Raw genomic sequence first — 22719 nt, 5'->3', positions numbered from 1 at the left:
GCCATGCTGAAGCTGCATGAAAAATCCGGGGACGACACCGTGGCGCTGATGGCCGATATCGGCCGCCGCGCTCGCGCTGCCGCCCGACCGCTGGCCATCGCCACCGCCGCCGGCAAGAACGCCGCGCTTGTCGCTATGGCCGACGCGATCATTTCCCGCGAGCGGGACATTCTCGACGCCAACGCCATCGATGTCTCAAATGGCCACGAATCCGGACTTTCCGGCTCCTTCATGGATCGGCTGAAGCTCGATCCGGCACGCATCCGCGCGATGGCGGACGGCATTCGCGAAATCGCTGCCCTGCCCGATCCAGTCGGTGATGTCATCGCCGCGTGGGAGCGGCCGAACGGTCTGCACATAGAGCGCGTGCGCACGCCGCTCGGTGTCGTCGGCGTGATCTATGAAAGCCGGCCGAACGTGACGGCGGATGCCGGCGCGCTCTGCCTCAAGGCTGGCAATCCGGTGATCCTGCGCGGCGGCTCGGATTCGCTCAATTCCTCCTCGGCGATCCATGCGTGCCTTGTCGAAGGACTGAAGGCGGCCGGTCTGCCTGAGGATGCCATCCAGCTGGTGCCGACCACCGATCGCGCCGCGGTCGGCGAGATGCTCAAGGGCCTTGGCGGCACGCTCGACGTGATCATCCCGCGCGGCGGCAAAAGCCTGGTTGGGCGGGTGCAGGGCGAGGCACGGGTGCCGGTCTTCGCCCATCTCGAAGGCATCTGCCATCTCTATATCGACCGCTCCGCCGAGCTCGACATGGCGGTGCGGGTCGCCGTCAACGCCAAGATGCGGCGCACCGGCGTCTGCGGTGCCGCCGAAACGCTGCTGGTCGACCGTGCGGTCGCCGCCACCCATCTGATGCCGATCCTCGACGCGCTTCGCGCCGCCGGCTGCGAGATCCATGCCGATGCCGAAGTGATGAAAATGTTTTTCGACGCCAAGCCGGCGACCGATGCCGACTGGGTGACCGAATATCTCGACGCCATCATCGCGGTGAAGCTGGTCGACGGCATCGGTGGCGCGATCGAGCATATCGAAACCTTCTCCTCGCATCACACCGAGGCGATCGTCGCCGAGGATGCCAACACCGTCGAACGCTTCTTCAACGAGATCGATTCGGCGATCCTGCTGCACAATGCCTCGACGCAGTTCGCCGATGGCGGCGAGTTCGGCATGGGTGCCGAAATCGGCATCGCCACCGGCAAGATGCACGCGCGCGGGCCCGTCGGCGTCGAGCAATTGACCTCGTTCAAATACCGCGTGCGCGGGTCGGGACAGGTGAGGCCTTGACGTCTTTCGTTGCTAGAGCCTGAGGCGATGCTGGCGTCTTCTGAACCGGCAATATCCTCCGCTTATCTGAAAATGCCGCATGCCGAGAAGGGCCTTGCCGTCGGCCTGTTCGGCGGTTCGTTCAACCCGCCTCATGCCGGCCACGCATTGGTCGCCGAAATCGCTTTGCGGCGTCTGGGGCTGGACCAGCTTTGGTGGATGGTGACCCCAGGCAATCCGCTGAAGAGCACACGCGAGCTGGCGCCGCTGGGCGAGCGCATCGCGTTTTCCGAGAAGATCGCCAAGAACCCGAAGATCAAGGTCACAGCCTTCGAGGCGGCACACAATGTGCGCTACACCGCCGACACGCTGGCGCTGGTCAAGGCGCGCAATCCCGGCGTCGACTTCGTCTGGATCATGGGCGCCGATTCCCTGCGGGACTTCCATCGCTGGCAGCGCTGGCGCGAGATCGTCATGACCTTTCCGATCGCGGTCATCGACCGACCGGGCGCCACGCTGTCCTTTCTGTCGTCGGTTGTCGCCAAGACCTTCGATTACGCCCGCATCGACGAAGGCGACGCGCCAAGGCTGGCGCGGATGAAGGCGCCGGCCTGGACCTTCATTCACGGGCCGCGTTCCTCGCTGTCGTCGAGCGCCATTCGGAAAATGACGAAGGGTTGAGCGTCTCGTCCATCCGGCCATGTCGTTTTTACAGCGGCGTCCGCCTGACCCATGGGCGATGCTGACCAGCCATGGCGATTCAGAAGCAAACCCATCCCACGATCGACCCCGACCAGGGCAACACGCCTGCGCCGCTGATCGCGATTGCCAGTGTCATCGTGTCGATGGCGCTGATTGCCATCGGCAACGGGCTGATGTTCGCCTATATCCCCGTCCGGCTCGGCATCGAGGGATTCGATCCAGTCTGGGCAGGGCTGATCGTCACCGGCCTGTCGGCCGGCGGCCTCGCCGGCTGTATCCTGACCGGCCCGCTGGTGCGCAGGGTCGGCCACGCACGTGCCTTCATGGTGTTGTCGGCGCTGATCGCGCTGTCCAATGCCGCCATCGGCGCCGGACCGCACCCGCTGCTGTGGATCGTGGCCCGCGCGCTTTACGGCTTTGCGATATGCGGCCTGTTCATCGTCGCGCAGAGCTGGCTCAACGATGCACTGCCGAACGCCGTCCGCGGCCGGGTGATGGCTGTGTTCTATGTCGCCTACATTGCCGGTCTTGGCGTTGGTTATGCGACGCTTGCCGTGATTGACATTCACACGGCCGCCGCGACGCTGATCGGCATCGCCTTTACCGCTCTGTCAATCCTGCCTGTCGGCATGACACGCCTTGCCCAGCCGCCGGCGCCGCAGGCTGCTTCGGTGGCGTTGCGCCAAGCCTGGCGGATTTCGCCGGTCGGCGTCGCCGGCATGCTGGCGGTCGGCGGCCTGTCGATGATCATTTCCGGCTTCGCGCCTATCCACGCCACGGCCAAGGGCTACAGCCAAGCCGATGTCGCGCTGCTGCTGTCGGCAATGCCGGTCGGCACGCTGATCCTGCAGATACCGCTCGGCTGGCTCTCCGACCGTACTGATCGGCGCTACGTGCTTGCCGGCGCCGCGGCGCTGGCGGTCGTTGCCAGCGTGCTCGCCATCGCCTTCGACGGCGGTGCTCTGATGGCTCTGGTGGTGATCTACCTGATCTGGGACGGGGCGGCGGAATCGATCTATGCGCTCTCCAGCGCACATGCCGCCGACCGCGCCAGGAAGGATGAACTGCTGGCGCTGTCGAGCTCGATGCTGTTTGCCTGGTCGCTCGCCGGCTTCATCGTGCCAGGCATCGTCACTGCGCTTTCCGCCGCCTTCGGCACGGCAACCTTCATCTATGTCGGCATCGTCATCGCCTCGGTATTCTGCCTTTTCGTGCTGTGGCGGGTGATCGCGGCTGGCCGCGTTCCGGCGGCCGCCACGGGCAGTTTCGCGCCGATGTCGGCGCAAGCGCCCTTGCCGGTCGAACTCGCCTTCGCGCCGGACGAAGCGGTCCGCCACAGGGGCGACTGATTACTGCTTGCGGGCCTCGGGTGGCGGTGCCTCCGGAGGCGGCTGCGGGATCGAGATGCCCTCGCTGTCGAAGGCCTGCTTGGCGCGTTTCGTCATGTCGATCTGGGTGGCGAAATGGTCCGCCGCCGCGGTCCAGTAGCGCAAGGTGAGCGAAACGGTCGTATCGCCGAGCCCGGCCACGAAGGCGATCGGCGCCGGTTCGCGGCGGATGCGCTTCTCGGCACCGGCAATGGCAAGCAATGTCTTCTGGGCGCCGTCCATGTCGTTCCAGGAGCCGATGCTGAGTGTGATGTCAGTGCGGCGCACGCCGTTGCGGGTGAAATTGCGCACCGGCTGATTCCACAGCGTCGAATTGGGCGCCAATATGTAGATGCCGTCGGCGGTTCTGAGCTTGGTGGCGAATAGGCCGATTTCCTCGACCGAACCGGCAATGGAACCGACCTCAACGGATTCGCCAATGCGGAATGGCCGCAGAGCAAGCAGCATGATGCCGGCGGCGATGTTCTGCAGCGTGCCTTGCAGGGCCAGACCGATGGCGAGGCCGATGGCGCCGATCGCGGCGATGATCGATGCCGTCTGCACGCCGAACTGGCCTAGCACCATGATGACGACGAGGATCAGAATGGCGTAGCGCGCGATCTTCGAAAAGAAATGCCGCAGAGTCGCGTCGAAACCATGGATATGGCCGAGGCCAGCCGAGATCGAGCGCTCGGCAAGGTTGGCAACGCTGTAGCCGGCCACCAGGAGGATGACGGCGCCGAGGGCGGAAAAGGAATAGGAGACGATCAGCGTACTCAGCTGCGCGAGCCCGGTCTGGACGGTGAGAAAGGTGTTTTGCGGGTCGATCGGCATGGCGGGATTCCGGTTGGTCGGTCAGCCGGTAATCGCTGCGGAAGGGCTGGGTTCCGATGTTTTTGCGTCTCGCGTGGAACAACATTCCAGTCGGCGAGTTCGCGTCGATCGGGGCTCCGTCTTGAAACTGCAACGGAACTCTGCCTATCTAAGTGGTGTCACCTGCTTTAAGGGGTGATTTGGTTGTTCTTGCTGCGAAAGGAAATACACTGAGAACAGCACTGCGGAAGAAGGCCGACATCGTGCCTTCGCCGGCCAGGATCAGCGTAGACGACGCCGTGTCCCGTGCCATCAAGACAGTCCTTGCCAGTCTGGAAGACTCCAAGGCCGAAAACATTGTCTCAATCGACATTCAGGGGAAATCGAGCCTCGGCGACTACATGGTCGTTGCGTCGGGCCGATCGCACCGTCATGTCGCGGCTGTCGCCGATCATCTCCTCAAGGCGCTCAAGGATGCCGGTCTCGGCACCGCGCGCGTCGAGGGACTGTCCGGCGCCGACTGGGTCCTGATCGATTCTGGCGATATCATCGTCCATGTCTTCCGTCCCGAAGTCCGCGAATTCTACAATCTCGAAAAGATGTGGCAGGCGCCGGATCTCGAGGAAGAGACCCTCCACTAAGCCGATTGTGTTCGATGCATGTCGTTGCCGTAAACCGGTTCCCCCTGTCGGGTGACATGCATTAGCGGCTATAGAGGCGAGGATGAAGATTTCAGTTCATGCCGTGGGCCGAATGAAAGCCGGCCCCGAGCGGGAGTTGGCCGACCGCTATTTCGAGCGCTTCGCCAAGAGCGGCCCCGGCGTGGGGCTCGAATTCGCCGGGATCACCGAGATCGCCGAGGGCCGCGCGCAGAGCGCCACCGAGCGCCAGCGCGACGAAGGTTCGCGGCTGCAGGCACAGCTGCAGCCAGGCACGGCCCTCATCCTGCTCGATGAGCGAGGCAAGAGCCTGTCTTCACAGGATTTCGCCGGCCGTCTCGGACAGTTGCGCGACGGCGGGCGCAAGGCGCTGGTCCTCGCCATCGGTGGCGCCGACGGCCATGATCCGTCGCTGCGCGGCCAGGCCGAGCTGGTGATGTCGTTCGGGGCGCTCACCTGGCCGCATCAGCTGGTGCGGGTGATGCTGGGTGAACAACTCTACAGGGTAGCGACGATCCTGTCGGGTCATCCCTATCACCGATCCTGAAAGCCGCCGGATCGCACCGAATTTGGCCCCAAATGCCGCGCAAGATTCGACGTGGGCCTGTTTTTCCGTTGCATTGCGTTATTGCGAACCCTTTGGGCGACAGGCGCTAACATGGTTGATGATTCGTTAACGAAGGCGCGGATAGAATCGATCGCGAATGTCTGAAGGCTGGAAATCGACGACGGGCTCATCGACGGGGGGCTCCTGGCGCGTGCGCTGCGGTATCGCCGCCGCGGCGGCGCTTCTGTCGCTGCATGCGGTGCGGGCCGAAAATACGCTCGATATGGCGCCCGATCCGGACCAGAGCCGTGCCGAATACGAGCAGGTTTCGAAGGAAATAACGCTGTCGTCCGAACGGCTGGCCAAGCTCGCCGCCGATATCGCAACGGTCAAGAAGGACCACGCCTCGATCACGGCGGCACTCATCCAGTCGGCGATGACCGAGCAGAAGCTCGGCCAGGACATCGAGGACATCGGCGCCAAGCTGGAAGGGCTGAAGGGCCAGCAGCAGAAGATTCGCGCTTCGCTGGCGGCGCGACGCGACGTGCTGGCCGAAGTGCTGGGTGCCCTGCAGCGCATGGGGCTCAACCCGCCGCCGGCGATCCTGGTCAAGCCGGAAGATGCGCTGTCGTCGGTGCGCAGCGCCATCCTGCTCGGCGCCGTGGTGCCGGAGCTGCGCCAGCAGACCGACAGCCTGCTGGCCGATCTCAAGGAGCAGACCCGGGTGACGGCTTCGATCGAGGCCGAACGGGCGCGGCTGACGGCGGCGGTCGGCGATCAGACGGCGGAAAAGAAGCGGCTCGGCATGCTGCTCGAAGCCAAGCAGAAGCTCGAGACCGACACGAAGGCGCAGATGGCGGCCGAACAGCAGCGTTCCGAGCAATTGGCGGCCAAAGCCAGTAGCCTGAAGGATCTGATCGCCTCGCTCGAAGCACAGGCGGACAAGAACCGCAGGGCCGCGGACGCCGCAAAGACAGCCGCCGCTGGCCAGGCCGGCGGCACCGAGCCCGGCGGCGACCAGACGGCATCGCTGCCGGTTCCCGAAGGCAACAGGTTGACCGCCGCAGCGCCTTTCTCGGCGCTGCAAGGACAGGTCGCCCTGCCGGTCACCGGTCGCATCAAACGCAGGTTTGGCGCCGACGACGGTAACGGCGCCTTGATGCTTGGGGACATGGTTGCGACACAATCGGGAGCCATCGTCACCGCGCCGGCGGATGGGAATGTGCTTTATGCGGGGCCGTTTCGCTCCTACGGTCAACTCTTGATCCTCAATGCCGGCGACGGTTATCATGTCGTCTTGGCTGGGATGAGCAGAATCAGCGTCGCGACTGGCCAGTCGGTGCTTGCAGGAGAGCCGGTCGGCGCGATGGGAGAAGCCCGGGTGGCAAGCACCTCGGTTTCGAAGAATGGAAATGCCACGCCGGAGCTCTATGTCGAGTTCCGCAAGGATGGAAAACCCGTCGATCCGGCCCCATGGTGGGCGGACCGTTTTTCTGGAAGGACGTGAAATGATGCGGAAACTGTCGCTTCTGTTTGCCGGTGCGCTGATGGGCGCGTCCGCCATGAGCCTTGTCTATGGCGCACCCGGCTCGGCGGCGAACGCTGCGGGGTCGGAGACCTACAAGCAACTGGCGATCTTCGGCGACATCTTCGAGCGGGTGCGGGCGCAGTATGTGACCCCGCCCGACGACAAGTCGCTGGTCGAGAACGCCATTAACGGCATGCTTTCCTCGCTCGACCCGCACTCCTCCTACATGAACGCCGAACAGGCGCAGGACATGCGCGTGCAGACCAAGGGCGAGTTCGGCGGCCTCGGGATCGAGGTCACCATGGAGAATGACCTGGTCAAGGTGATCACGCCGATCGACGACACGCCGGCCGCCAAGGCTGGTGTGCTGGCCGGCGACTATATCGCCAAGATAGACGGCGAGGAGGTTCGCGGCCTGACGCTCAACGACGCGGTCGACAAGATGCGCGGCCTGGTCAACACGCCGATCAAGCTGACCATCCTGCGCCAGGGCGCCGACAAGCCGATCGAGCTGACGGTGGTGCGCGACATCATCAAGGTCAAGGCGGTCAAGTTCCGGGTCGAGAACGATATCGGCTACATGAAGATCACCTCCTTTACCGAAAAGACCTATGACGACCTCGAGAACGCCATCGAGACCATCAAGAAGCAGGTGCCGGACGACAAGCTGAAGGGCTATGTGCTCGACCTGCGCCTCAATCCGGGCGGCCTGCTCGACCAGGCGGTGAGCGTGTCGGATGCCTTCCTCAAGCGCGGCGAGATCGTCTCGACGCGCGGACGCGATCCAAAGGACGTCACCCGCTTCGACGCCAAGCCGAAGCAGACCGACGACATCAACGGCAAGCCGATGATCGTGCTCGTCAATGGCGGCTCGGCCAGCGCTTCGGAAATCGTCGCCGGCGCGCTGCAGGACCTGCGCCGCGTCACGGTGGTCGGCACGCAGTCCTTCGGCAAGGGCTCGGTGCAGACCATCATCCCGCTCGGCGAGAATGGCGCGCTCAGGCTGACGACGGCGCTCTATTACACGCCGTCGGGCAAATCGATCCAGGGCAAGGGCATCACGCCCGACATCAAGGTCGACCAGCCGCTGCCGCCCGAACTGCAGGGCAGGGACCTGACGCGCGGCGAATCCGATCTCAAGGGCCATATCAAGGGCGCCGACGAGAGCAAGACCGGCTCGGGTTCCGCAGCCTATGTGCCGCCGGATCCGAAGGACGACCTGCAGCTCATCTATGCCGAGCAGCTGCTGCGGGGCCAGAAGACCGATCCGGCCTTCCCGCCCAATCCGGAAAAGGCCGTGCTCAACCAGTAAGGCAACCGGTCTGGCCGGTTGAACGAAGCGATGCGATGCTGCCGGGACCGAAAGGTTCCGGCAGTTTGATTCGGGGGGCAGGACCAAGCCTCCAGATACGGCGCCCAGGCGCCAGGATTGATGAATTCGTGCATGTGTTGCCGAAGGAGGTCGCCTTCGGAACCGTGCATCGGGGACAGGGCTTGGCTGATATAGGCAAGGACATCGAACGCCCGCTTGGACAGGCCGTCCGGGCGCCTCGCGCCGCCGGCAAGATCAGCGTCGGTGTGATCGCGGCGAGCGCGATCGTGCTTGCGGTGGTCGGCGTCTCGGCCGCGATCGCGCTCAGGGAAAAGCCGTTTCGAAAGCCGCAGGAAGTCGCCGTCTCGACGCCGAAAGTGACCGCGGCGGCCGAGCCCGCCGCGTCGCCTCCCGCATTGGCCCCGGCGGCGACGTCAAAAGTGGAGATGCCGGCCAAGACGGGCGGTCTGCGGATCATTCATGTGCAGACCGAAGAAGGCGACAGCCCGCCAAAGGCGGCAATCGTCATTCGCGATCCATCGACCGTCGGCCAGAACCTCAAGATCGCGCATATTCCCGACAGGGCGCTGATAGAAACCAGTGAAACCGGGCCCTTGCCGATGCGCTCCGCCGACGGAAGGCGACCCTTCGACGTCTATGCGCGGCCATGGTCCGGCACGCGTGGCGCACGTGTGGCGATCATCATCGGCGGGCTCGCGGTTTCACAGACCGGCACCCAGGCGGCGATCGCCAAGCTGCCGGCGGAAGTGACGCTGGCCTTCGCGCCACAGGGCAATAGCATCGGCCGTTGGATGCAGGCCGCAAGGCAGAGCGGCCACGAGGTCGTCATGCAGGTGCCACTTGAGCCGTTCGACTATCCCAAGGTCAACCCCGGCCGCAACACGCTGACGGTGGCGGCGAGCGCGGAAGAAAACCTGAAAAACCTGCACTGGGCGCTGTCGCGGACGACGAACTATACCGGTGTCATGAACTATATGGGCGCGCGGTTTTCCGCCGACTCCGCGGCGATGGAGCCGTTCATGGCCGAACTTGGCAAAAGGGGCCTCGCCTATATCGACGACGGCTCGTCGGCGCGCAGCCTGGCTCCGGACATGGCGCTGAGGGATGGTGTGCCTTTCGTCGCCGGCGACACGGCGATCGACGCGGTGCAGGATCGCGGCGCCATCCTGAAGAAGCTCGACAGTCTCGAAGCGACCGCGCGTGCCAAAGGCACGGCCGTCGGCATCGGCTCGGCTTTCGACCTGACGGTCGACACGGTGTCGTCATGGGTGGCCGAGGCCAAGAAGCGCGGCATTGAGATCGTGCCGATTTCAGCGGTGGCCGTCGATCCGCAAAAGGGTTAGCCAAGGCCTTCGGAAAGGCGACTGGAGAGACTGAGTGATGCCGCAGACGAAAAAAGTCGACCGCGAAACGCTGCCCTACCGACCCTGTGTCGGGCTGATGATCCTCAATGGCGAGGGGCTGGTCTGGGTCGGGCATCGCATTGCCGAACCCGACAGCGAGTTCGCCGGCACAACGCAGCTCTGGCAGATGCCGCAAGGTGGCATCGACAAGGGCGAGGAGCCGTTGCAGGCCGCCGAGCGCGAGCTCTATGAGGAGACCGGCATGCGCAGCGTCTCGCTGTTGGCGGAAGCGCCGGACTGGATCAACTATGACCTGCCGGACCACCTGGTCGGTATCGCCTTCAAGGGGCGGTATCGCGGCCAGACGCAGAAATGGTACGCCTTCCGCTTCCATGGCGATGCCAGCGAGATCCAGATCAATCCGCCGCCGGGCGGCCACACGGCCGAATTCGACAAATGGTCATGGCGGCCGATGCAAGACCTGCCCGACCTGATCGTGCCGTTCAAGCGCAAGGTCTATGAAGATGTGGTGGCGGCGTTCAGACATCTGGCGCGATAGCCGCGCGGCCCTGGCCGAGGTTGCCGCGCCGGTGCGGTGGTCGTATTGGTCGTCGATGCAACGAGGCTCGCCATGAACGACGCCGTCAACGGGGATGCTGCGAAAACCGCCACCGGTGGGCCAATCAGCGAAGCGGCAGCCGGGGCGATCCTGACCATCGATCTCGGTGCGATCCGCGAAAACTACCGGCGGCTGAATGCAAGGCTGGGTGGCGTACGCTGTGCCGGCGTGGTCAAGGCCGACGGCTATGGTCTAGGTGCGGGCCAAGTGGCATGGGCGCTGATGAAAGAAGGCTGCGACGTCTTCTTCGTCGCTCTGCTGGCCGAAGGAATTGCGCTCCGCAAGGCGATCGGGACCGGACCCGAGATCTATGTGCTGGACGGTCTGCCGCCAGGCTCCGAGGGGGAAGCGGTCGCGTCTGGTCTCCGCGCGGTCATCAACAGTGGCGCACAGTTGAGAGCCTGGCGCGCGGCGGGACACCGCGTTGGCCAAAGACTTCCGGCCGCGATCCAGGTCGACAGCGGCATGTCGCGACTTGGCATGGCGCCGCCCGACGTCGAGGCGATGGCCGGCGACACCGCCGTGTTCGATGGCATCGGCGTCAGATATGTGATGAGCCACCTGGCTTGCGCCGACGAGCCGCACCATCCCGCCAACGAACAGCAGCGGCGGGCCTTCGAGCGGTTGCGTGCCATGCTGCCCGGCGCACCCGCCTCGCTCGCCAATTCCTCCGGCATCTTTCTGGGACCATCCTATCATTATGATCTCGCTCGCCCTGGCGCCGCGCTCTACGGCATCAATCCGACGCCTGCCGAACCCAACCCGATGCTGCCCGTGGTGCTGCTGCAGGCCAAGGTGGCGCAGACGCGCGGCGTCGAAAAGGGCGCCGGCATCGGCTATGGCCACACCTACCATGCGGAAGGGCCGCTCAGCCTGGCGACGATCTCGTTCGGCTACGCGGATGGCTGGCTGCGCCGGTCCGCGTCGGCCGCCTGGTTCGAGGGCACGCGCCTGCCCTTCCTCGGACGCGTGTCGATGGATTCGATCATTCTCGACATCTCGGCCCTGCCGCCCGGCAAGCTTCGCGAAGGGGATCTCGTCGAACTACTCGGCCCTTCGCAAAGCGTCGACGACGCCGCCGGCCATGCCGGCACGATCGGCTACGAAATCCTGGCCAGCCTCGGAACGCGGTTTCACCGGCGCTATGTCGGCGGGTAACCCTTGGGACTAACCCCTTGGCGGGTGCGGCAAAATCCGGCAGACAGTGGATGGCATGCCCGGTGTCCGTGGCGGCGTGGAGCGTGATGCGATGAAGATCATGGTGCTGGGCGGTGGCGTCATTGGGGTGACCACGGCCTATTATCTTACCGAGGCCGGCCATGAGGTGACTGTGATCGACCGCCAGAAAGGGCCGGGGCTGGAAACCAGCTTCGCCAATGCCGGTGAGATTTCGCCCGGCTATGCCTCGCCCTGGGCCGGCCCGGGCATTCCGCTCAAGGCGATCAAGTGGCTCTTGATGAAGCATGGCCCGCTGGTGGTGCGGCCGGCGTTCGACCCACACATGTGGACCTGGCTGGTCAAGATGCTGCGCAACTGCACCGCCGAGCGCTACGCGATCAACAAATCGCGCATGGTGCCGCTGGCCGAATACAGCCGTGACACGCTTAAGGCGCTGCGCGAGGCGACCGGCATCGCCTATGACGAGCGGACGCAGGGCACGCTGCAGCTGTTTCGCACGCAAAAGCAGCTCGACGGCACATCAGGCGATGTCGAGGTGCTGAAGAAATATGGCGTGCCCTATGAGGTCCTTGATCCCGACGGCTGCATCGCGGCGGAACCGGCGCTGGCCGGGGTGCGCGAGAAATTCGTCGGAGGCCTGAGGCTGCCGCATGACGAGACCGGCGACTGCAAGATGTTCACCGACAGGCTGGCCGAGCTCTGCGTGGCGCGCGGCGTCAAGTTCGAATACGACACGACGATATGGCGCGTCATCCGCAGCCGCAACCGCGTCAACAGTATGAGCACCAGCAAGGGCTGGCTGACCGCCGACGCCTATGTGATGGCGCTGGGCAGCTATTCGGCGGACTTCATGCGCCGGATGAAGCGACCGATCCCGGTCTATCCGGTCAAGGGCTACTCGATCACGGTGCCGATCAAGGACGCCCCCGCCGCACCCGTGTCGACCGTGATGGACGAAACCTACAAGGTCGCGATCACCCGGCTCGGCGATCGGATCCGCGTCGGCGGCACGGCCGAGATTTCGGGATTCGACCTCAGGCTGCATGAATCGCGCCGGCGCACGCTCGAACACTCGGTCGGCGACCTTTTTCCGGGCGCCGGCGCGATGCGGGAGGCAACGTTCTGGTGCGGGCTGCGGCCGATGACGCCGGACGGACCGCCGCTGATCGGCCGCACGGAGCTGTCCAACCTCTATCTCAACACCGGCCACGGAACGCTCGGCTGGACCATGGCCTGCGGCTCGGCCAAGGTGCTTTCCGACATCATCTCGAACCGGGTGCCTGACATCGACGTGCGTGCCTTGGCGCAGGAGCGTTACCTGAAATAGCAGCCGCGCCTTTCGTGCTTGTATCGTTGCCCCGGAACCGGGGCGATATCAGAACGCCTGGCTGACCCACGCCTCGTCGAACAGCAGCCGGTACGCCCACGGGATCGTCACATTGGTGGCGACCGGGTTCGAGTGGGCGAGGTAGTCGTCATAGACCGGCTTCATCCTGGCGTAGAAGGCCGGGTCGAGCACCATCATGCCGTTCTCCGAATCGTGGAAGAAGCTGCGGTTGTTGAGGTTGACCGAGGATATGGCGACCAGCCTTTCATCGATCATCATGATCTTGGAATGCAGGACCACGTCAGGCGCCTTGAACTCGCGGATATTGATACGGTCGCCATATTTCTCGACGAACAGCTTGTTGAGCGCGGTGAGGAACTTGCCGCCGATATCGCCCTTGAGGTCGATGCGGCCGACAATGTCGATCCTGACGCCGCGGGCGAGTGCCCGGTCAAAAGCCTTGGCGAGGCTCGGCGTCGGATTGAGGTAGGGGTTGACGATCTGGATATGGTGCCGGGCGGCATCGACCAGCTCGACGAAATAGGCCTCCAGCGCATGGTCATCCTCATAGGGCACCGAGATGAAATGCCGGGCATTGCCCCGAGGGCCATCTCCGCGGACCGGGATGGAGAAGGGGCGCGCCAGGTTGGTGTCTGCGTCGCGCAGCCATATCGTCGACAGCTGCGCGGCGAGCGTCTCGACCGCCCGGTCGGCGAACTCGATGTCGAAGTCGCTCCAGTTCGAATAGTAGTTCAGCGAAAACCCGTCGGTCTTGCCGTATTGCTCGAGATCCGGATAGCGCGTCAGATCGATCGGCTGGTGGAACAGGAAACCGTCATGGATGTTGCGGCCGCCGATGATGACGCGCGAGCGCGCGGGGTCCTGCGCCAGCGTCGCCAGCATCTTGACATGATGCACCTTGTGCAGTTGTGAAATCTGCTCGTCGATCGGCGCGCCGTGGTCCGCCCGCCAGCGATATTCCTGCAGCTCCACATTGGGGAATTCGGCGGCCAGCCGGTGCAGCATGGCGTCGTCCTTGTCGCGCTCCAGCACGTCGGTGACCATGATGCGCACCTTGGTGCCAAGCGCTGCATGATGGCGGATCAGCCGCTCGATGACCCGGCCGGAAAAGTCAGCCTTGAATTCCAGCGAGGACAGATAGATCAGCTTCAGCCTCGGCGCCTTCGAGAAATCGAGCGGCAGTTCCGGATCGCCTCTGTCTATTGCCGCATCTGACAGCGGGGCGCCCATTAACGCCTCGACCTTGGCGTTGAAGCCGTCGCGCGACTTGCGCAGCAGCCTGGGCTCGCCGATCGGCATGGCGCAGGTCTGCGACAGCCAGCGGCTGGCATAGAAGGCGCGCTCGAGCGCATCGAGGCCGGCATCGCCTGGGACTGGGCAGCGCTGGTAGCGGCTGTCCAAGCTGGCAAGCGCCGGATCCGCGGTTTCTTCGCGCCGGATGGTGAGCGGTGTACTGGCGGGCGCAAGGCTGGAGCGGATCCTCGCCGTGCACCGGTTGAGGCCCTCGCCCGGGAACAGGCTGACCGTGTCGTCCTCGCCGGAGAGGTGAAAGCCGAATGCCGCGCCGGCGGCGATGGTGCGTGTGGCCGCGCCAGCGCGGAGCGCCAATGCGCCGTCGCAACTGCCTTCGATGTCGGCCGGCTGATTGCCAGCCTGGCGGACGACGATCTCGGTGCTGTGTGCCTGCAAGCCGGAGAAATCGAAAATCCTTGGGGCCGAGGGCCGCGCCGCCGCATCGATATAGAGCGTCTGCCGCGACACCCGCCAGCGGCCCTCGAAATAACCGTCGCCGCTGCCTCCACCGGCCGGCGGCAGATGAGCGTTGGCGACCGGTCCGGCCAGGTGCTGGAGCGTCGAATAGGTCGCCTGGAAATCGCGGTTCTGGACATCGAGGCGGTTGCGCCCGAAGGGGCCGGTGCCGTTGGCACGGTCCATGGCGCCGAGCTGGTTGCGGGCGAGCAGTGCCAGGAACAGTCTTTCATAGTCGCTGCCGCCGTCATTGCCGAAGAACTGCTCAGCCGCGATCCGCGACCCGGGCGTGCCAGCCGACAGCGAGGGCCGCGCGCAAGCCTCCTGCCCAGCCGGGAGCTCGCAGGCATTGCGGCCCGCACCGCAGCCGGCAAGGGCGGCCAACCCGAACAGGGCGAGGATGGCCGTGCTGATGTTCACCCCGCCGCCTCGGTCTTCATGACGCTCAACTGCGCCGGGTCGCGGGGCGGCATGAAACCTTGCGGGAAAACCTTGCAGACAGGGATGGCGAAGGTGGCGATCAGCAGTTGCGCCTCGCTGCGCATCTTGCGCGGCGCCGTCATGTCATCGCGGATCGCCCTCGCGGAGGCGACAAGGGCGCCGTCGCAGTCGCAATGGTTGCGGCGGGCGATGTAGCAGGCGTCATGAGTTCGGCAAACGGCGTCGAGGCGATCGACAGGTCGGGCCGACAGATCGCCGGTGCGGGTGCCGGGACCGCAATAATTGCCGATGACGAAAGGCGAGGGACGCGCCATGGCGAAGCGGATCGGTTTCGGCAATTCGGCTTCCGGGACTTTTGTCCACGGGTTGGCGCATGCGGAAACGAACAGCAGCGGCAGGATGGCAAGAACGGCTCGCATGTCTATCCGCGCCAGCTTTCTGAAAGATGCCCCACCCCGACCTGTCCCATGGCCGGCGACCGCACGCCTGATGCCACACTGGTCGGTTTTGTGGCAAGGAAAAGGCGGCGTGCGTGATCCAGGCCCGCGTTATTGTGATGTCGGCACCCTGCCTGAAGGGCGCGAAACCCGCAGGCATTTGAGGGAAATCAGGTAAACAACCCCCGCTCCCGTTCCACCGCCTTGGTGATGAAGCCGGCGACGATCTGGACGCGGCGCAGCGGCCTCACCGATTCGTGATAGACCAGCCAGTAGGCGCGGCGGATGGGCGCGACCACATCGACGGCCACCAACTCCGGCATCGAGCGGGCGACGAAGGTGTGCAGGATGCCGATGCCGGCGCCCGAGCGCACGGCTTCGGCCTGGCCAAGTGCGGAGGAGATGGCAAAGCTGGTCCGCCAATCGGCGCTGAATTCGGCGGCGTAGTCGAGCGACGGGCTGACGATCAGGTCAGGCACATAGCCGATAAGGGTGTGCTGGCCAAGTTCGGCGGCGGTTTTGGGCAGGCCATGCGCGTCGACATAGCCGCGGGAGGCAAACAGGCCCAGCGAGTAGTCGACCAGTTTTCCCGCCACCAGCCGGCCTTCGGTCGGCCGCTCGACGGTTATGGCAATGTCGGCCTCGCGCCGCGACAGGGAGAAGGAGCGCGGCACCGGGACGAGTTGGATGGTGAGTTCGCGGTGCTGGGCGGTGAGTTCGCCCAGCCGCTTGGCCAGGAAGGCGACGCCGAAGCCGTCGGGTGCGCCGATGCGCACGGTTCCGGAAACATCGTCGCCTTCGCCCGATATGGTCGAGCGGGCGGCGATCATGTCGCCTTCCATGCGCTCGGCGATGTCGAGGAAGCGCTCGCCGGCCGGGGTCAGTTCGCTGCCGGTGGTCAGCCGGCGGAAGAGTTTCGTGCGTAACGCGTCTTCGAGGGCCGCGATGCGGCGCGAGACGGTGGCGTGGTTCAGCTCAAGCCGCCTGGCGGCGCCAAGGATCTGGCCGGCCCGCGCCACGGCGAGGAAGATGCGGACGTCATCCCAGTTCATGGCCTTCCCCTGATGGCGATCTCAGGCGAGTATTTGCGAGAATTGATGCTCACGCGTCAATCGATATCTATTTTACGCACAACGGTTGCGTTCTCCCTCGCGTTGCCATCGGCCAGCCAAAGGCGGACAATGCGACATCACAAACCAGGGAGAGAAATCATGATCGACTACGGTCATTTCATCGGCGGCAAGCGTGTCGCCGGCACCAGCGGCCGCAAGCAGGACGTCATGCAGCCGATGGACGGCACGGTGCGCGGCACGGTGGCGCTGGCCTCGCAGGCGGAATTGCGCGCGGCGGTCGAGAACGCCAAGGCCGCACAGCCCCAATGGGCCGCGACCAATCCGCAGCGCCGCGTGCGCGTTCTGATGAAGTTTCTCGAACTGGTCGCCCGCGACTATGACGAACTGGCCGAGATCCTCGCGCGCGAACATGGCAAGACCATCGCCGACGCCAAGGGGGACATCCAGCGCGGCCTGGAAGTGGTCGAGGTCTGCATCGGCGCTCCGCACATGATGAAGGGCGAGTTCACCGACGGCGCCGGCCCCGGCATCGATGTCTATTCGATGCGCCAGCCGCTCGGCGTCGTCGCCGGCATCACGCCGTTCAATTTCCCGGCGATGATCCCGTTGTGGAAGATCGCGCCGGCGATCGCCTGCGGCAACGCCTTCATCCTGAAGCCTTCGGAGCGTGATCCGGGCGTGCCGATGCGCATTGCCGAACTGTTCATCGAGGCCGGTCTGCCGGCCGGCATCCTCAATGTCGTCAACGGCGACAAGGATGTCGTCGACGCCATCCTCGACGATCCCGACATCAAGGCCATCGGCTTTGTCGGCTCGACGCCGATCGCGCATTACATCTATTCGCGCGGCACGGCGGCCGGCAAGCGCGTGCAGTGCTTCGGCGGCGCCAAGAACCACATGATCATCATGCCCGACGCCGACATGGACCAGACCGTCGACGCGCTGATCGGCGCCGGCTACGGCTCGGCCGGCGAGCGGTGCATGGCTATCTCGGTGGCCGTTCCGGTCGGCAACGACACCGCCAACCGGCTGATGGAAAAGCTGATCCCGCGCGTCGAAAGCCTGAAGGTCGGTCCCTCGACGGATTCGGCAGCGGATTTCGGCCCGCTGGTTACCGCCCAGGCGCTGGAGCGCGTCAAGGGTTACGTTGACACCGGTGTCAAGGAAGGCGCCAAGCTTGTCGTCGACGGTCGCGGCTTCAAGATGCAGGGCTATGAGGACGGCTACTATATGGGCGGTTGCCTGTTCGACAATGTCACGGCCGATATGCGCATCTACAAAGAAGAGATCTTTGGGCCGGTGCTCTCGGTGGTGCGCGCGCCGACCTATGAGAACGCCATCAAGCTCGCCAACGACCATGAGATGGGCAATGGCGTCGCCATCTTCACCCGCGATGGCGACGCCGCGCGCGACTTCGCCAGCCGTGTCCAGGTCGGCATGGTCGGCGTCAACGTACCGATCCCGGTGCCGATCGCCTATTACACTTTCGGCGGCTGGAAGGCATCTTCCTTCGGCGATCTCAACCAGCATGGCCCGGACGCGTTCCGCTTCTACACCAAGACCAAGACGGTGACGTCGCGCTGGCCGTCCGGCATCAAGGACGGCGCCGAGTTCGTTATCCCCACGATGAATTGACCGGACGCTTTTTTATCTGGTCTTCCTCCCTGCAAGGCGGATGAGAAGATCGATTGAACCTGAGGCCTAAGTCCCCGGACTTAGGCCTTTTGTTTTTGCAAACGCTAATGTGATGGAACCGGTGGGGATTGCGCGACTTAGGGCTGCAATCCTGCCGTGGAGGAGGCGCGGCAGACAACCAGGGCGCCGACGGCGGGCCGGTGGCATTGCATCGTCCGGCGCAAGGAGGTGTCAAATGACACGACGTCTTACGGCGACAATGTTCGTTGCGGCGATGGCGATGTGCTTGGGTGCTGCCCAGGCAAATGCAGCTGGGCAATGCGCGGCACGCGCCGATATCGTGAAAGCGCTCGGCGAGAACTTCCACGAAAGCGAAGCCGGGCGCGGCCTGATCAACCCCAATGTGGTCCTCGAGGTCTTCGTTTCGGAACAAGGCAGCTGGACGGTCTTGGCGTCCGACACGAAAGGCCAGAGTTGTATCCTGTCGGTCGGCGAAGGCTGGGACAGCCCGACACTCAAGGCGGCCTTGCCGGGCGCCTGAGCGATTTGCCTTCGCGCTCTTGCAACTAGCGCGTGGCGGCGACCTCGGCATGGCCCCGCAGCAGTGCCATCAGTTTCTTGGCGTCCTTGGCGGCGCCTTCCTCGTCGCCGTCCAGGATCGAGCGGATCAATGCAACATGGTGCTCGGCGGATTCCGCCAGCCCGGTGTCGGCCTTGTAGCGGAACCAGAAGCGGCGACTGTGGGTCTGCAGCGGGGCGGCCAACCGGGCGGCGAACGGGTTGTCGGCGGCCAGCGCCAGCGCCTCGTCGAGCGCCTTGTCGGCCTGGATGAAGGCGAGCACATTGCCTGATATCACTGCTTTCTGCATGGCGAGCGCCGCCTCGTGGAACATGTCGGCGGCCTCGCGGGTGACGAAGCGTGCGGCCGAACGGGCGAGCACCACCTCGACGCCGCGCCTTGCGTCGAGCACACGCAGCCAGTCGCCGGGGTGCAGTGGCGCGATCGCGATGCCGGCGCGGGGCCTGACATCGAGCAATCCCTCCCAGGCCAGCCGCTGGATCGCCTCGCGCACCGGCGTGCGGCCGAGCGCCAGCCGCTCGATCAGGGAACCCTCGGTGACAAAACTCGCCGGGGCCAGTTCGAGCGTGACGATCATGTGTTCGAGGACGCGATAGGCCCTGGTCGCCGCGGGTTCGGACACGGTGCTTGCTTCCATGGATATCAAAGGTGCTCTCCTGATATATCTAGAATATATCATAACAGATTCCGTATTGACAGCAGCTTTCCTAACAGATATACGCCTGATATATCAGATGGAGAGATAGCCATGTGGACCGGAGTTTTCCCCGCCGTCACGACCAAATTCACGGCCGACGATCGGCTCGACCACGCCGAGATGGAGCGCTGCTTCGGCCTGCAAATGGATGCCGGCTGCGATGGCATCATTGTCTGCGGCTCGCTCGGCGAGGGACCGATGCTGTCACCTGACGAGAAGATCGAGGTGCTGAAGACCGCGCAGAAGATCGCTGGCAAGAAGCCGGTGCTGCTGACGGTCAACGAGGCTGGCACTCGCGAGGCGGCCAGCATCGCCAAGCGCGCCGCCAAGGAAGGCGCCAATGGCCTGATGGTGGTGCCGAGCCCGATCTACCACACCAACGCGGAAGAGACGGTGGCGGCGCTGCGCGCGGTGGCGGAAGCCGGCGACGTGCCGGTCATGATCTATTCCAACCGGCTCGCCTACCGCGTAGATGTAAGCGTCGACCAGATGGAGGAGCTGGCATCGGACAAGCGCTTCGTCGCCATCAAGGAATCCTCCGACGACATCCGCCGCTCGACAGAGATCATCAACCGCCTGGGCAGCCGCTACGACCTGTTCACCGGCGTGGACAATCTGGCCTTCGAGGCGCTGTCCGTGGGTGCCATCGGCTGGGTGGCCGGTCTGGTCACCGCCTTCCCGCGCGAGACCGTCGCCATCTACCAGCTGATGAAGCAGGGACGTCGCGAAGAGGCGCTCGCCATCTACCGCTGGTTCCGGCCGCTGCTCGACCTCGATGTCTCGACCTATCTGGTGCAGAACATCAAGCTTGCCGAAGTGTTCGCAATCAACACCAATGACCGCGTGCGCATGCCGCGCATGCCGCTGTCGGGCGAACGCCGCAAAGCGGTCGAGAAGATCATCAAGGATGCGCTGGCGGCGCGGCCGACACTGCCGCGGTTCTAAAGAGGGTTCTCTTCTCCGTTCACGGGGAGAAGATGGCGGCAGCCAGATGAGAGGCAGCGCCCAGGTGCAAGGAAAGTCCAAATCGACAGACGAGGGGCGGCGCTCCTCATCCGCCCTTCGGGCACCTTCTCCCCGTGAACGAGGAGAAGGGCGAGACATCGCCATCATCGGCGGCGGCATCATCGGCATTTGCGCTGCTGCCTTCCTTGCCGAGGCAGGACTGGACGTCACGGTCTTCGACCGCACGGGCATCTGCGAGGAGACGAGCTCCGGCAACGCCGCCGCCTTTGCCTTCTCCGACGTGCTGCCGCTGGCGCACAAGGGAATGATCCGGCAGCTGCCAAAATGGCTCGCCGATCCACTCGGCCCGCTCAGCATTCCGCCCGCCTACCTGCCGAAGCTGCTGCCCTGGCTGATCCGATTCTGGCGCGCCGGCGCGCCTGGGAAATACGAAGCGAGCCTGACGGCGCAGGCCGGCATGATGAAGCTTGCCGAGGCCGAATGGATGGATCTGCTCGATCGCTCAGGCACCCGGCCGATGCTGCGCGAGGACGGTTCGCTCGAACTTTACGAAGGCAAGGCCGAGTTCCGCGCCTCGCTGTCGGGCTGGGCGGCGCGCGAGCGCTTCGGCATCGGCTTCCGCCATGTCGAGGGCGAGGACCTGGCGGACCTGCAGCCGGGGCTGTCACCGCGCTTCGTCAAAGGCACTTTCGTCCCTGGATGGAAGACGGTCGCCGATCCAAAACTGCTCGGCAAGGCGGTGTGGGCGTACGCGCAGTCCAAGGGGGCCCGCTTCGAGATGGCCCGCATCGACCGCATCGCGGCGGATCAGGATGGCCCGACACTGACACTGGCCGACGGCACGAGCAGGCAAGCCGGACACATAATCATTGCCGCGGGCGCCTGGTCGCACCTGCTGGCGCGGCAGCTCGGCGATCGCATTCCGCTGGAGACCGAACGCGGCTACAACACGACGCTGCCGACGAGCGCCTTCGACGTGAGGCGACAGTTGATCTTTTCCGGCCATGGCTTCGTCATCACCCCGCTCGAAACCGGCCTGCGTGTCGGCGGTGCCGTGGAACTCGGGGGCATCGAGCGGCCGCCCAATTTCAACAGGTCGAAAGCGCTCTTGCGGAAGGCGCGGGAATTCCTGCCGGGGCTCGATCCCTCGGGCGGGCGCGAATGGATGGGGTTCCGGCCCTCGCTGCCGGATTCGGTGCCCGTCGTCGGCAAGGCGGCGCGAAGCCGGTCGGTGATCTACGCCTTCGGCCACGGCCACCTCGGCCTGACGCAGGCCGCGGCAACCGGGCGGTTGATCAGGGAATTCGTTCTGGGGCAGACTTCGTCCGTTGATCTGGCCCCCTTCAGTCCACAACGGTTTTGATCTCAAGGAGCGACATGGCCAAGAAATCCTTCTTCTGCATCGACGGCCACACCTGCGGCAATCCGGTGCGGCTGGTCGCCGGCGGCGGCCCTTTGCTGCAGGGCTCGACCATGATGGAGCGACGGGCGCATTTCCTGGCCGAATACGACTGGATCCGCACTGGCCTGATGTTCGAACCGCGCGGCCATGACGTGATGTCAGGCTCGATCCTCTACCCGCCGACGCGCGAGGATTGCGACATCGCCATCCTGTTCATCGAGACGTCCGGCTGCCTGCCGATGTGCGGCCACGGCACCATCGGTACGGTGACGATGGCGATCGAGCACGGGCTGATCAAGCCGAAGACGCCGGGTGTGCTCAGGCTAGACACGCCGGCCGGGCTGGTCATCGCCGAGTACAAGCAGGTCGGCGAATATGTCGAGGAAGTACGCATCACCAACGTGCCCTCCTTCCTGCACGCCGAAGGGTTGAAGGTCGAATGTCCAGGTTTCGGCGAGATCACCGTCGATGTCGCCTATGGCGGCAATTTCTACGCCATCGTGGAGCCGCAGGCGAACTATCGAGATATGGCCGACTATTCCGCCGGCGACTTCATCGCCTGGAGCCCGGTGGTGCGGCAGCGGCTCAACGAGAAGTATTCCTTCGTGCATCCGGAGAATCCCGGGATCACCGGGTTGTCGCACATGCTGTGGACCGGCAAGCCGACGGTTGAGGGAGCCGATGCCCGCAATGCCGTCTTCTACGGCGACAAGGCGATCGACCGCTCTCCATGCGGCACCGGCACCTCGGCGCGCATGGCGCAGCTCCATGCCAAGGGCAAGCTCAAGGCGGGGGATGCGTTTGTCCATGAATCGATCATCGGCTCGCTGTTCAAGGGCAAGGTTGAAAAGGACGTCACGGTCGCCGGCAAGCCGGCGATCATCCCTTCGATCGGCGGCTGGGCCCGCATGACTGGACTGAACACGATCTTCATCGACGACCGCGATCCGTTCGCGCATGGTTTCGTGGTCAAGTAGGAGAATCCTGACGCCGCGGAAAGGAGCGTGACGAAAAACGAAACGTGTCAGGAAC

General features: G+C 64.7%; 21 protein-coding genes. 16 read left to right on the top strand and 5 right to left on the bottom strand.

Annotated features, from left to right (window positions below; genetic code table 11):
* Nucleotides 1–3: 3 nt before the first annotated feature.
* From ACVWWD_RS06170 to ACVWWD_RS06160, 3 genes are all read left to right on the top strand, one after another.
* Complete coding sequence (locus ACVWWD_RS06170) at nucleotides 4–1290, top strand: glutamate-5-semialdehyde dehydrogenase (RefSeq protein WP_352548870.1); 1287 nt, start codon at nucleotides 4–6, stop codon at nucleotides 1288–1290.
* Between the two features lie 72 nt (nucleotides 1291–1362).
* Complete coding sequence (locus ACVWWD_RS06165) at nucleotides 1363–1950, top strand: nicotinate-nucleotide adenylyltransferase (RefSeq protein WP_031241355.1); 588 nt, start codon at nucleotides 1363–1365, stop codon at nucleotides 1948–1950.
* Nucleotides 1951–2021: 71 nt separating this feature from the next.
* Entirely contained in the window at nucleotides 2022–3320 is a 1299-nt protein-coding gene (locus ACVWWD_RS06160; protein ID WP_352548872.1) for an MFS transporter, read from the top strand.
* Here the strand turns inward: ACVWWD_RS06160 and ACVWWD_RS06155 are convergent, their stop codons facing one another.
* On the bottom strand, nucleotides 3321–4172 hold the full coding sequence (locus ACVWWD_RS06155; RefSeq protein ID WP_352548873.1) for a mechanosensitive ion channel family protein: 852 nt from the start codon (nucleotides 4170–4172) through the stop codon (nucleotides 3321–3323). It abuts the gene before it with no gap.
* 242 nt (nucleotides 4173–4414) lie between these two features.
* Between ACVWWD_RS06155 and rsfS the strand changes: the two genes are divergently transcribed.
* From rsfS to ACVWWD_RS06115, 8 genes are all read left to right on the top strand, one after another.
* The gene (gene rsfS / locus ACVWWD_RS06150) at nucleotides 4415–4792 is read left to right on the top strand and encodes a ribosome silencing factor (RefSeq protein ID WP_015315198.1); all 378 of its coding nucleotides are present in this window, start codon (nucleotides 4415–4417) and stop codon (nucleotides 4790–4792) included.
* An 82-nt stretch (nucleotides 4793–4874) separates the two neighbouring features.
* Nucleotides 4875–5357, top strand: a complete 483-nt coding sequence (gene rlmH / locus ACVWWD_RS06145; RefSeq protein ID WP_023784239.1) for a 23S rRNA (pseudouridine(1915)-N(3))-methyltransferase RlmH — start codon at nucleotides 4875–4877, stop codon at nucleotides 5355–5357.
* Nucleotides 5358–5514: 157 nt separating this feature from the next.
* Nucleotides 5515–6864: a murein hydrolase activator EnvC family protein gene (locus ACVWWD_RS06140; protein WP_023794834.1), complete on the top strand. Its 1350-nt coding sequence runs from the start codon at nucleotides 5515–5517 to the stop codon at nucleotides 6862–6864.
* A gap of 1 nt (nucleotide 6865) precedes the next feature.
* Nucleotides 6866–8197 (top strand): S41 family peptidase, encoded by a 1332-nt coding sequence (locus ACVWWD_RS06135; protein ID WP_015315201.1) that lies wholly within the window; start codon nucleotides 6866–6868, stop codon nucleotides 8195–8197.
* Between the two features lie 182 nt (nucleotides 8198–8379).
* On the top strand, nucleotides 8380–9561 hold the full coding sequence (locus ACVWWD_RS06130) for a divergent polysaccharide deacetylase family protein (RefSeq protein WP_457102957.1): 1182 nt from the start codon (nucleotides 8380–8382) through the stop codon (nucleotides 9559–9561).
* A 37-nt stretch (nucleotides 9562–9598) separates the two neighbouring features.
* Entirely contained in the window at nucleotides 9599–10120 is a 522-nt protein-coding gene (locus ACVWWD_RS06125; RefSeq protein WP_023784242.1) for an RNA pyrophosphohydrolase, read from the top strand.
* Nucleotides 10121–10192: 72 nt separating this feature from the next.
* Nucleotides 10193–11338 (top strand): alanine racemase, encoded by a 1146-nt coding sequence (gene alr / locus ACVWWD_RS06120; protein WP_352553217.1) that lies wholly within the window; start codon nucleotides 10193–10195, stop codon nucleotides 11336–11338.
* Between the two features lie 91 nt (nucleotides 11339–11429).
* Nucleotides 11430–12686, top strand: coding sequence for a D-amino acid dehydrogenase (locus ACVWWD_RS06115; protein ID WP_457103616.1), 1257 nt, complete (start codon nucleotides 11430–11432; stop codon nucleotides 12684–12686).
* A gap of 48 nt (nucleotides 12687–12734) precedes the next feature.
* On the opposite strand, the gene ACVWWD_RS06110 is transcribed toward ACVWWD_RS06115, so the two are convergent.
* The 3 genes from ACVWWD_RS06110 to ACVWWD_RS06100 all read right to left on the bottom strand — a co-directional run bounded on the left by ACVWWD_RS06110 (nucleotide 12735) and on the right by ACVWWD_RS06100 (nucleotide 16386).
* Nucleotides 12735–14876, bottom strand: a complete 2142-nt coding sequence (locus ACVWWD_RS06110) for a phospholipase D-like domain-containing protein (RefSeq protein ID WP_457102956.1) — start codon at nucleotides 14874–14876, stop codon at nucleotides 12735–12737.
* Complete coding sequence (locus ACVWWD_RS06105; protein WP_352553221.1) at nucleotides 14873–15316, bottom strand: hypothetical protein; 444 nt, start codon at nucleotides 15314–15316, stop codon at nucleotides 14873–14875. Before ACVWWD_RS06105 ends, ACVWWD_RS06110 begins: the two co-directional genes overlap by 4 nt.
* 188 nt (nucleotides 15317–15504) lie before the next feature.
* A complete protein-coding gene (locus tag ACVWWD_RS06100) occupies nucleotides 15505–16386 on the bottom strand; it encodes a LysR family transcriptional regulator (RefSeq protein ID WP_023784246.1) in 882 nt (293 codons plus the stop codon).
* Between the two features lie 159 nt (nucleotides 16387–16545).
* Between ACVWWD_RS06100 and ACVWWD_RS06095 the strand changes: the two genes are divergently transcribed.
* Both ACVWWD_RS06095 and ACVWWD_RS06090 read left to right on the top strand, forming a co-directional pair.
* On the top strand, nucleotides 16546–18042 hold the full coding sequence (locus tag ACVWWD_RS06095) for a CoA-acylating methylmalonate-semialdehyde dehydrogenase (RefSeq protein ID WP_023771728.1): 1497 nt from the start codon (nucleotides 16546–16548) through the stop codon (nucleotides 18040–18042).
* A 235-nt stretch (nucleotides 18043–18277) separates the two neighbouring features.
* Complete coding sequence (locus ACVWWD_RS06090) at nucleotides 18278–18583, top strand: hypothetical protein (protein ID WP_023771727.1); 306 nt, start codon at nucleotides 18278–18280, stop codon at nucleotides 18581–18583.
* 25 nt (nucleotides 18584–18608) lie between these two features.
* Here ACVWWD_RS06090 and ACVWWD_RS06085 read toward each other — a convergent pair whose 3' ends face one another.
* Nucleotides 18609–19301: a GntR family transcriptional regulator gene (locus ACVWWD_RS06085; protein WP_031241358.1), complete on the bottom strand. Its 693-nt coding sequence runs from the start codon at nucleotides 19299–19301 to the stop codon at nucleotides 18609–18611.
* A gap of 69 nt (nucleotides 19302–19370) precedes the next feature.
* Between ACVWWD_RS06085 and ACVWWD_RS06080 the strand changes: the two genes are divergently transcribed.
* From ACVWWD_RS06080 to ACVWWD_RS06070, 3 genes are read left to right on the top strand one after another with little or no spacing between them, the layout of a single operon-like run.
* Complete coding sequence (locus ACVWWD_RS06080; RefSeq protein ID WP_352553227.1) at nucleotides 19371–20264, top strand: dihydrodipicolinate synthase family protein; 894 nt, start codon at nucleotides 19371–19373, stop codon at nucleotides 20262–20264.
* 46 nt (nucleotides 20265–20310) lie between these two features.
* Entirely contained in the window at nucleotides 20311–21648 is a 1338-nt protein-coding gene (locus tag ACVWWD_RS06075; protein ID WP_352553229.1) for an NAD(P)/FAD-dependent oxidoreductase, read from the top strand.
* Between the two features lie 14 nt (nucleotides 21649–21662).
* Nucleotides 21663–22664: a 4-hydroxyproline epimerase gene (locus ACVWWD_RS06070; RefSeq protein WP_352553231.1), complete on the top strand. Its 1002-nt coding sequence runs from the start codon at nucleotides 21663–21665 to the stop codon at nucleotides 22662–22664.
* Nucleotides 22665–22719 lie beyond the last annotated feature (55 nt).

It is taken from the genome of Mesorhizobium sp. URHB0026 (assembly GCF_054059755.1).
This window is presented reverse-complemented; position numbering and strand designations above follow the sequence as displayed.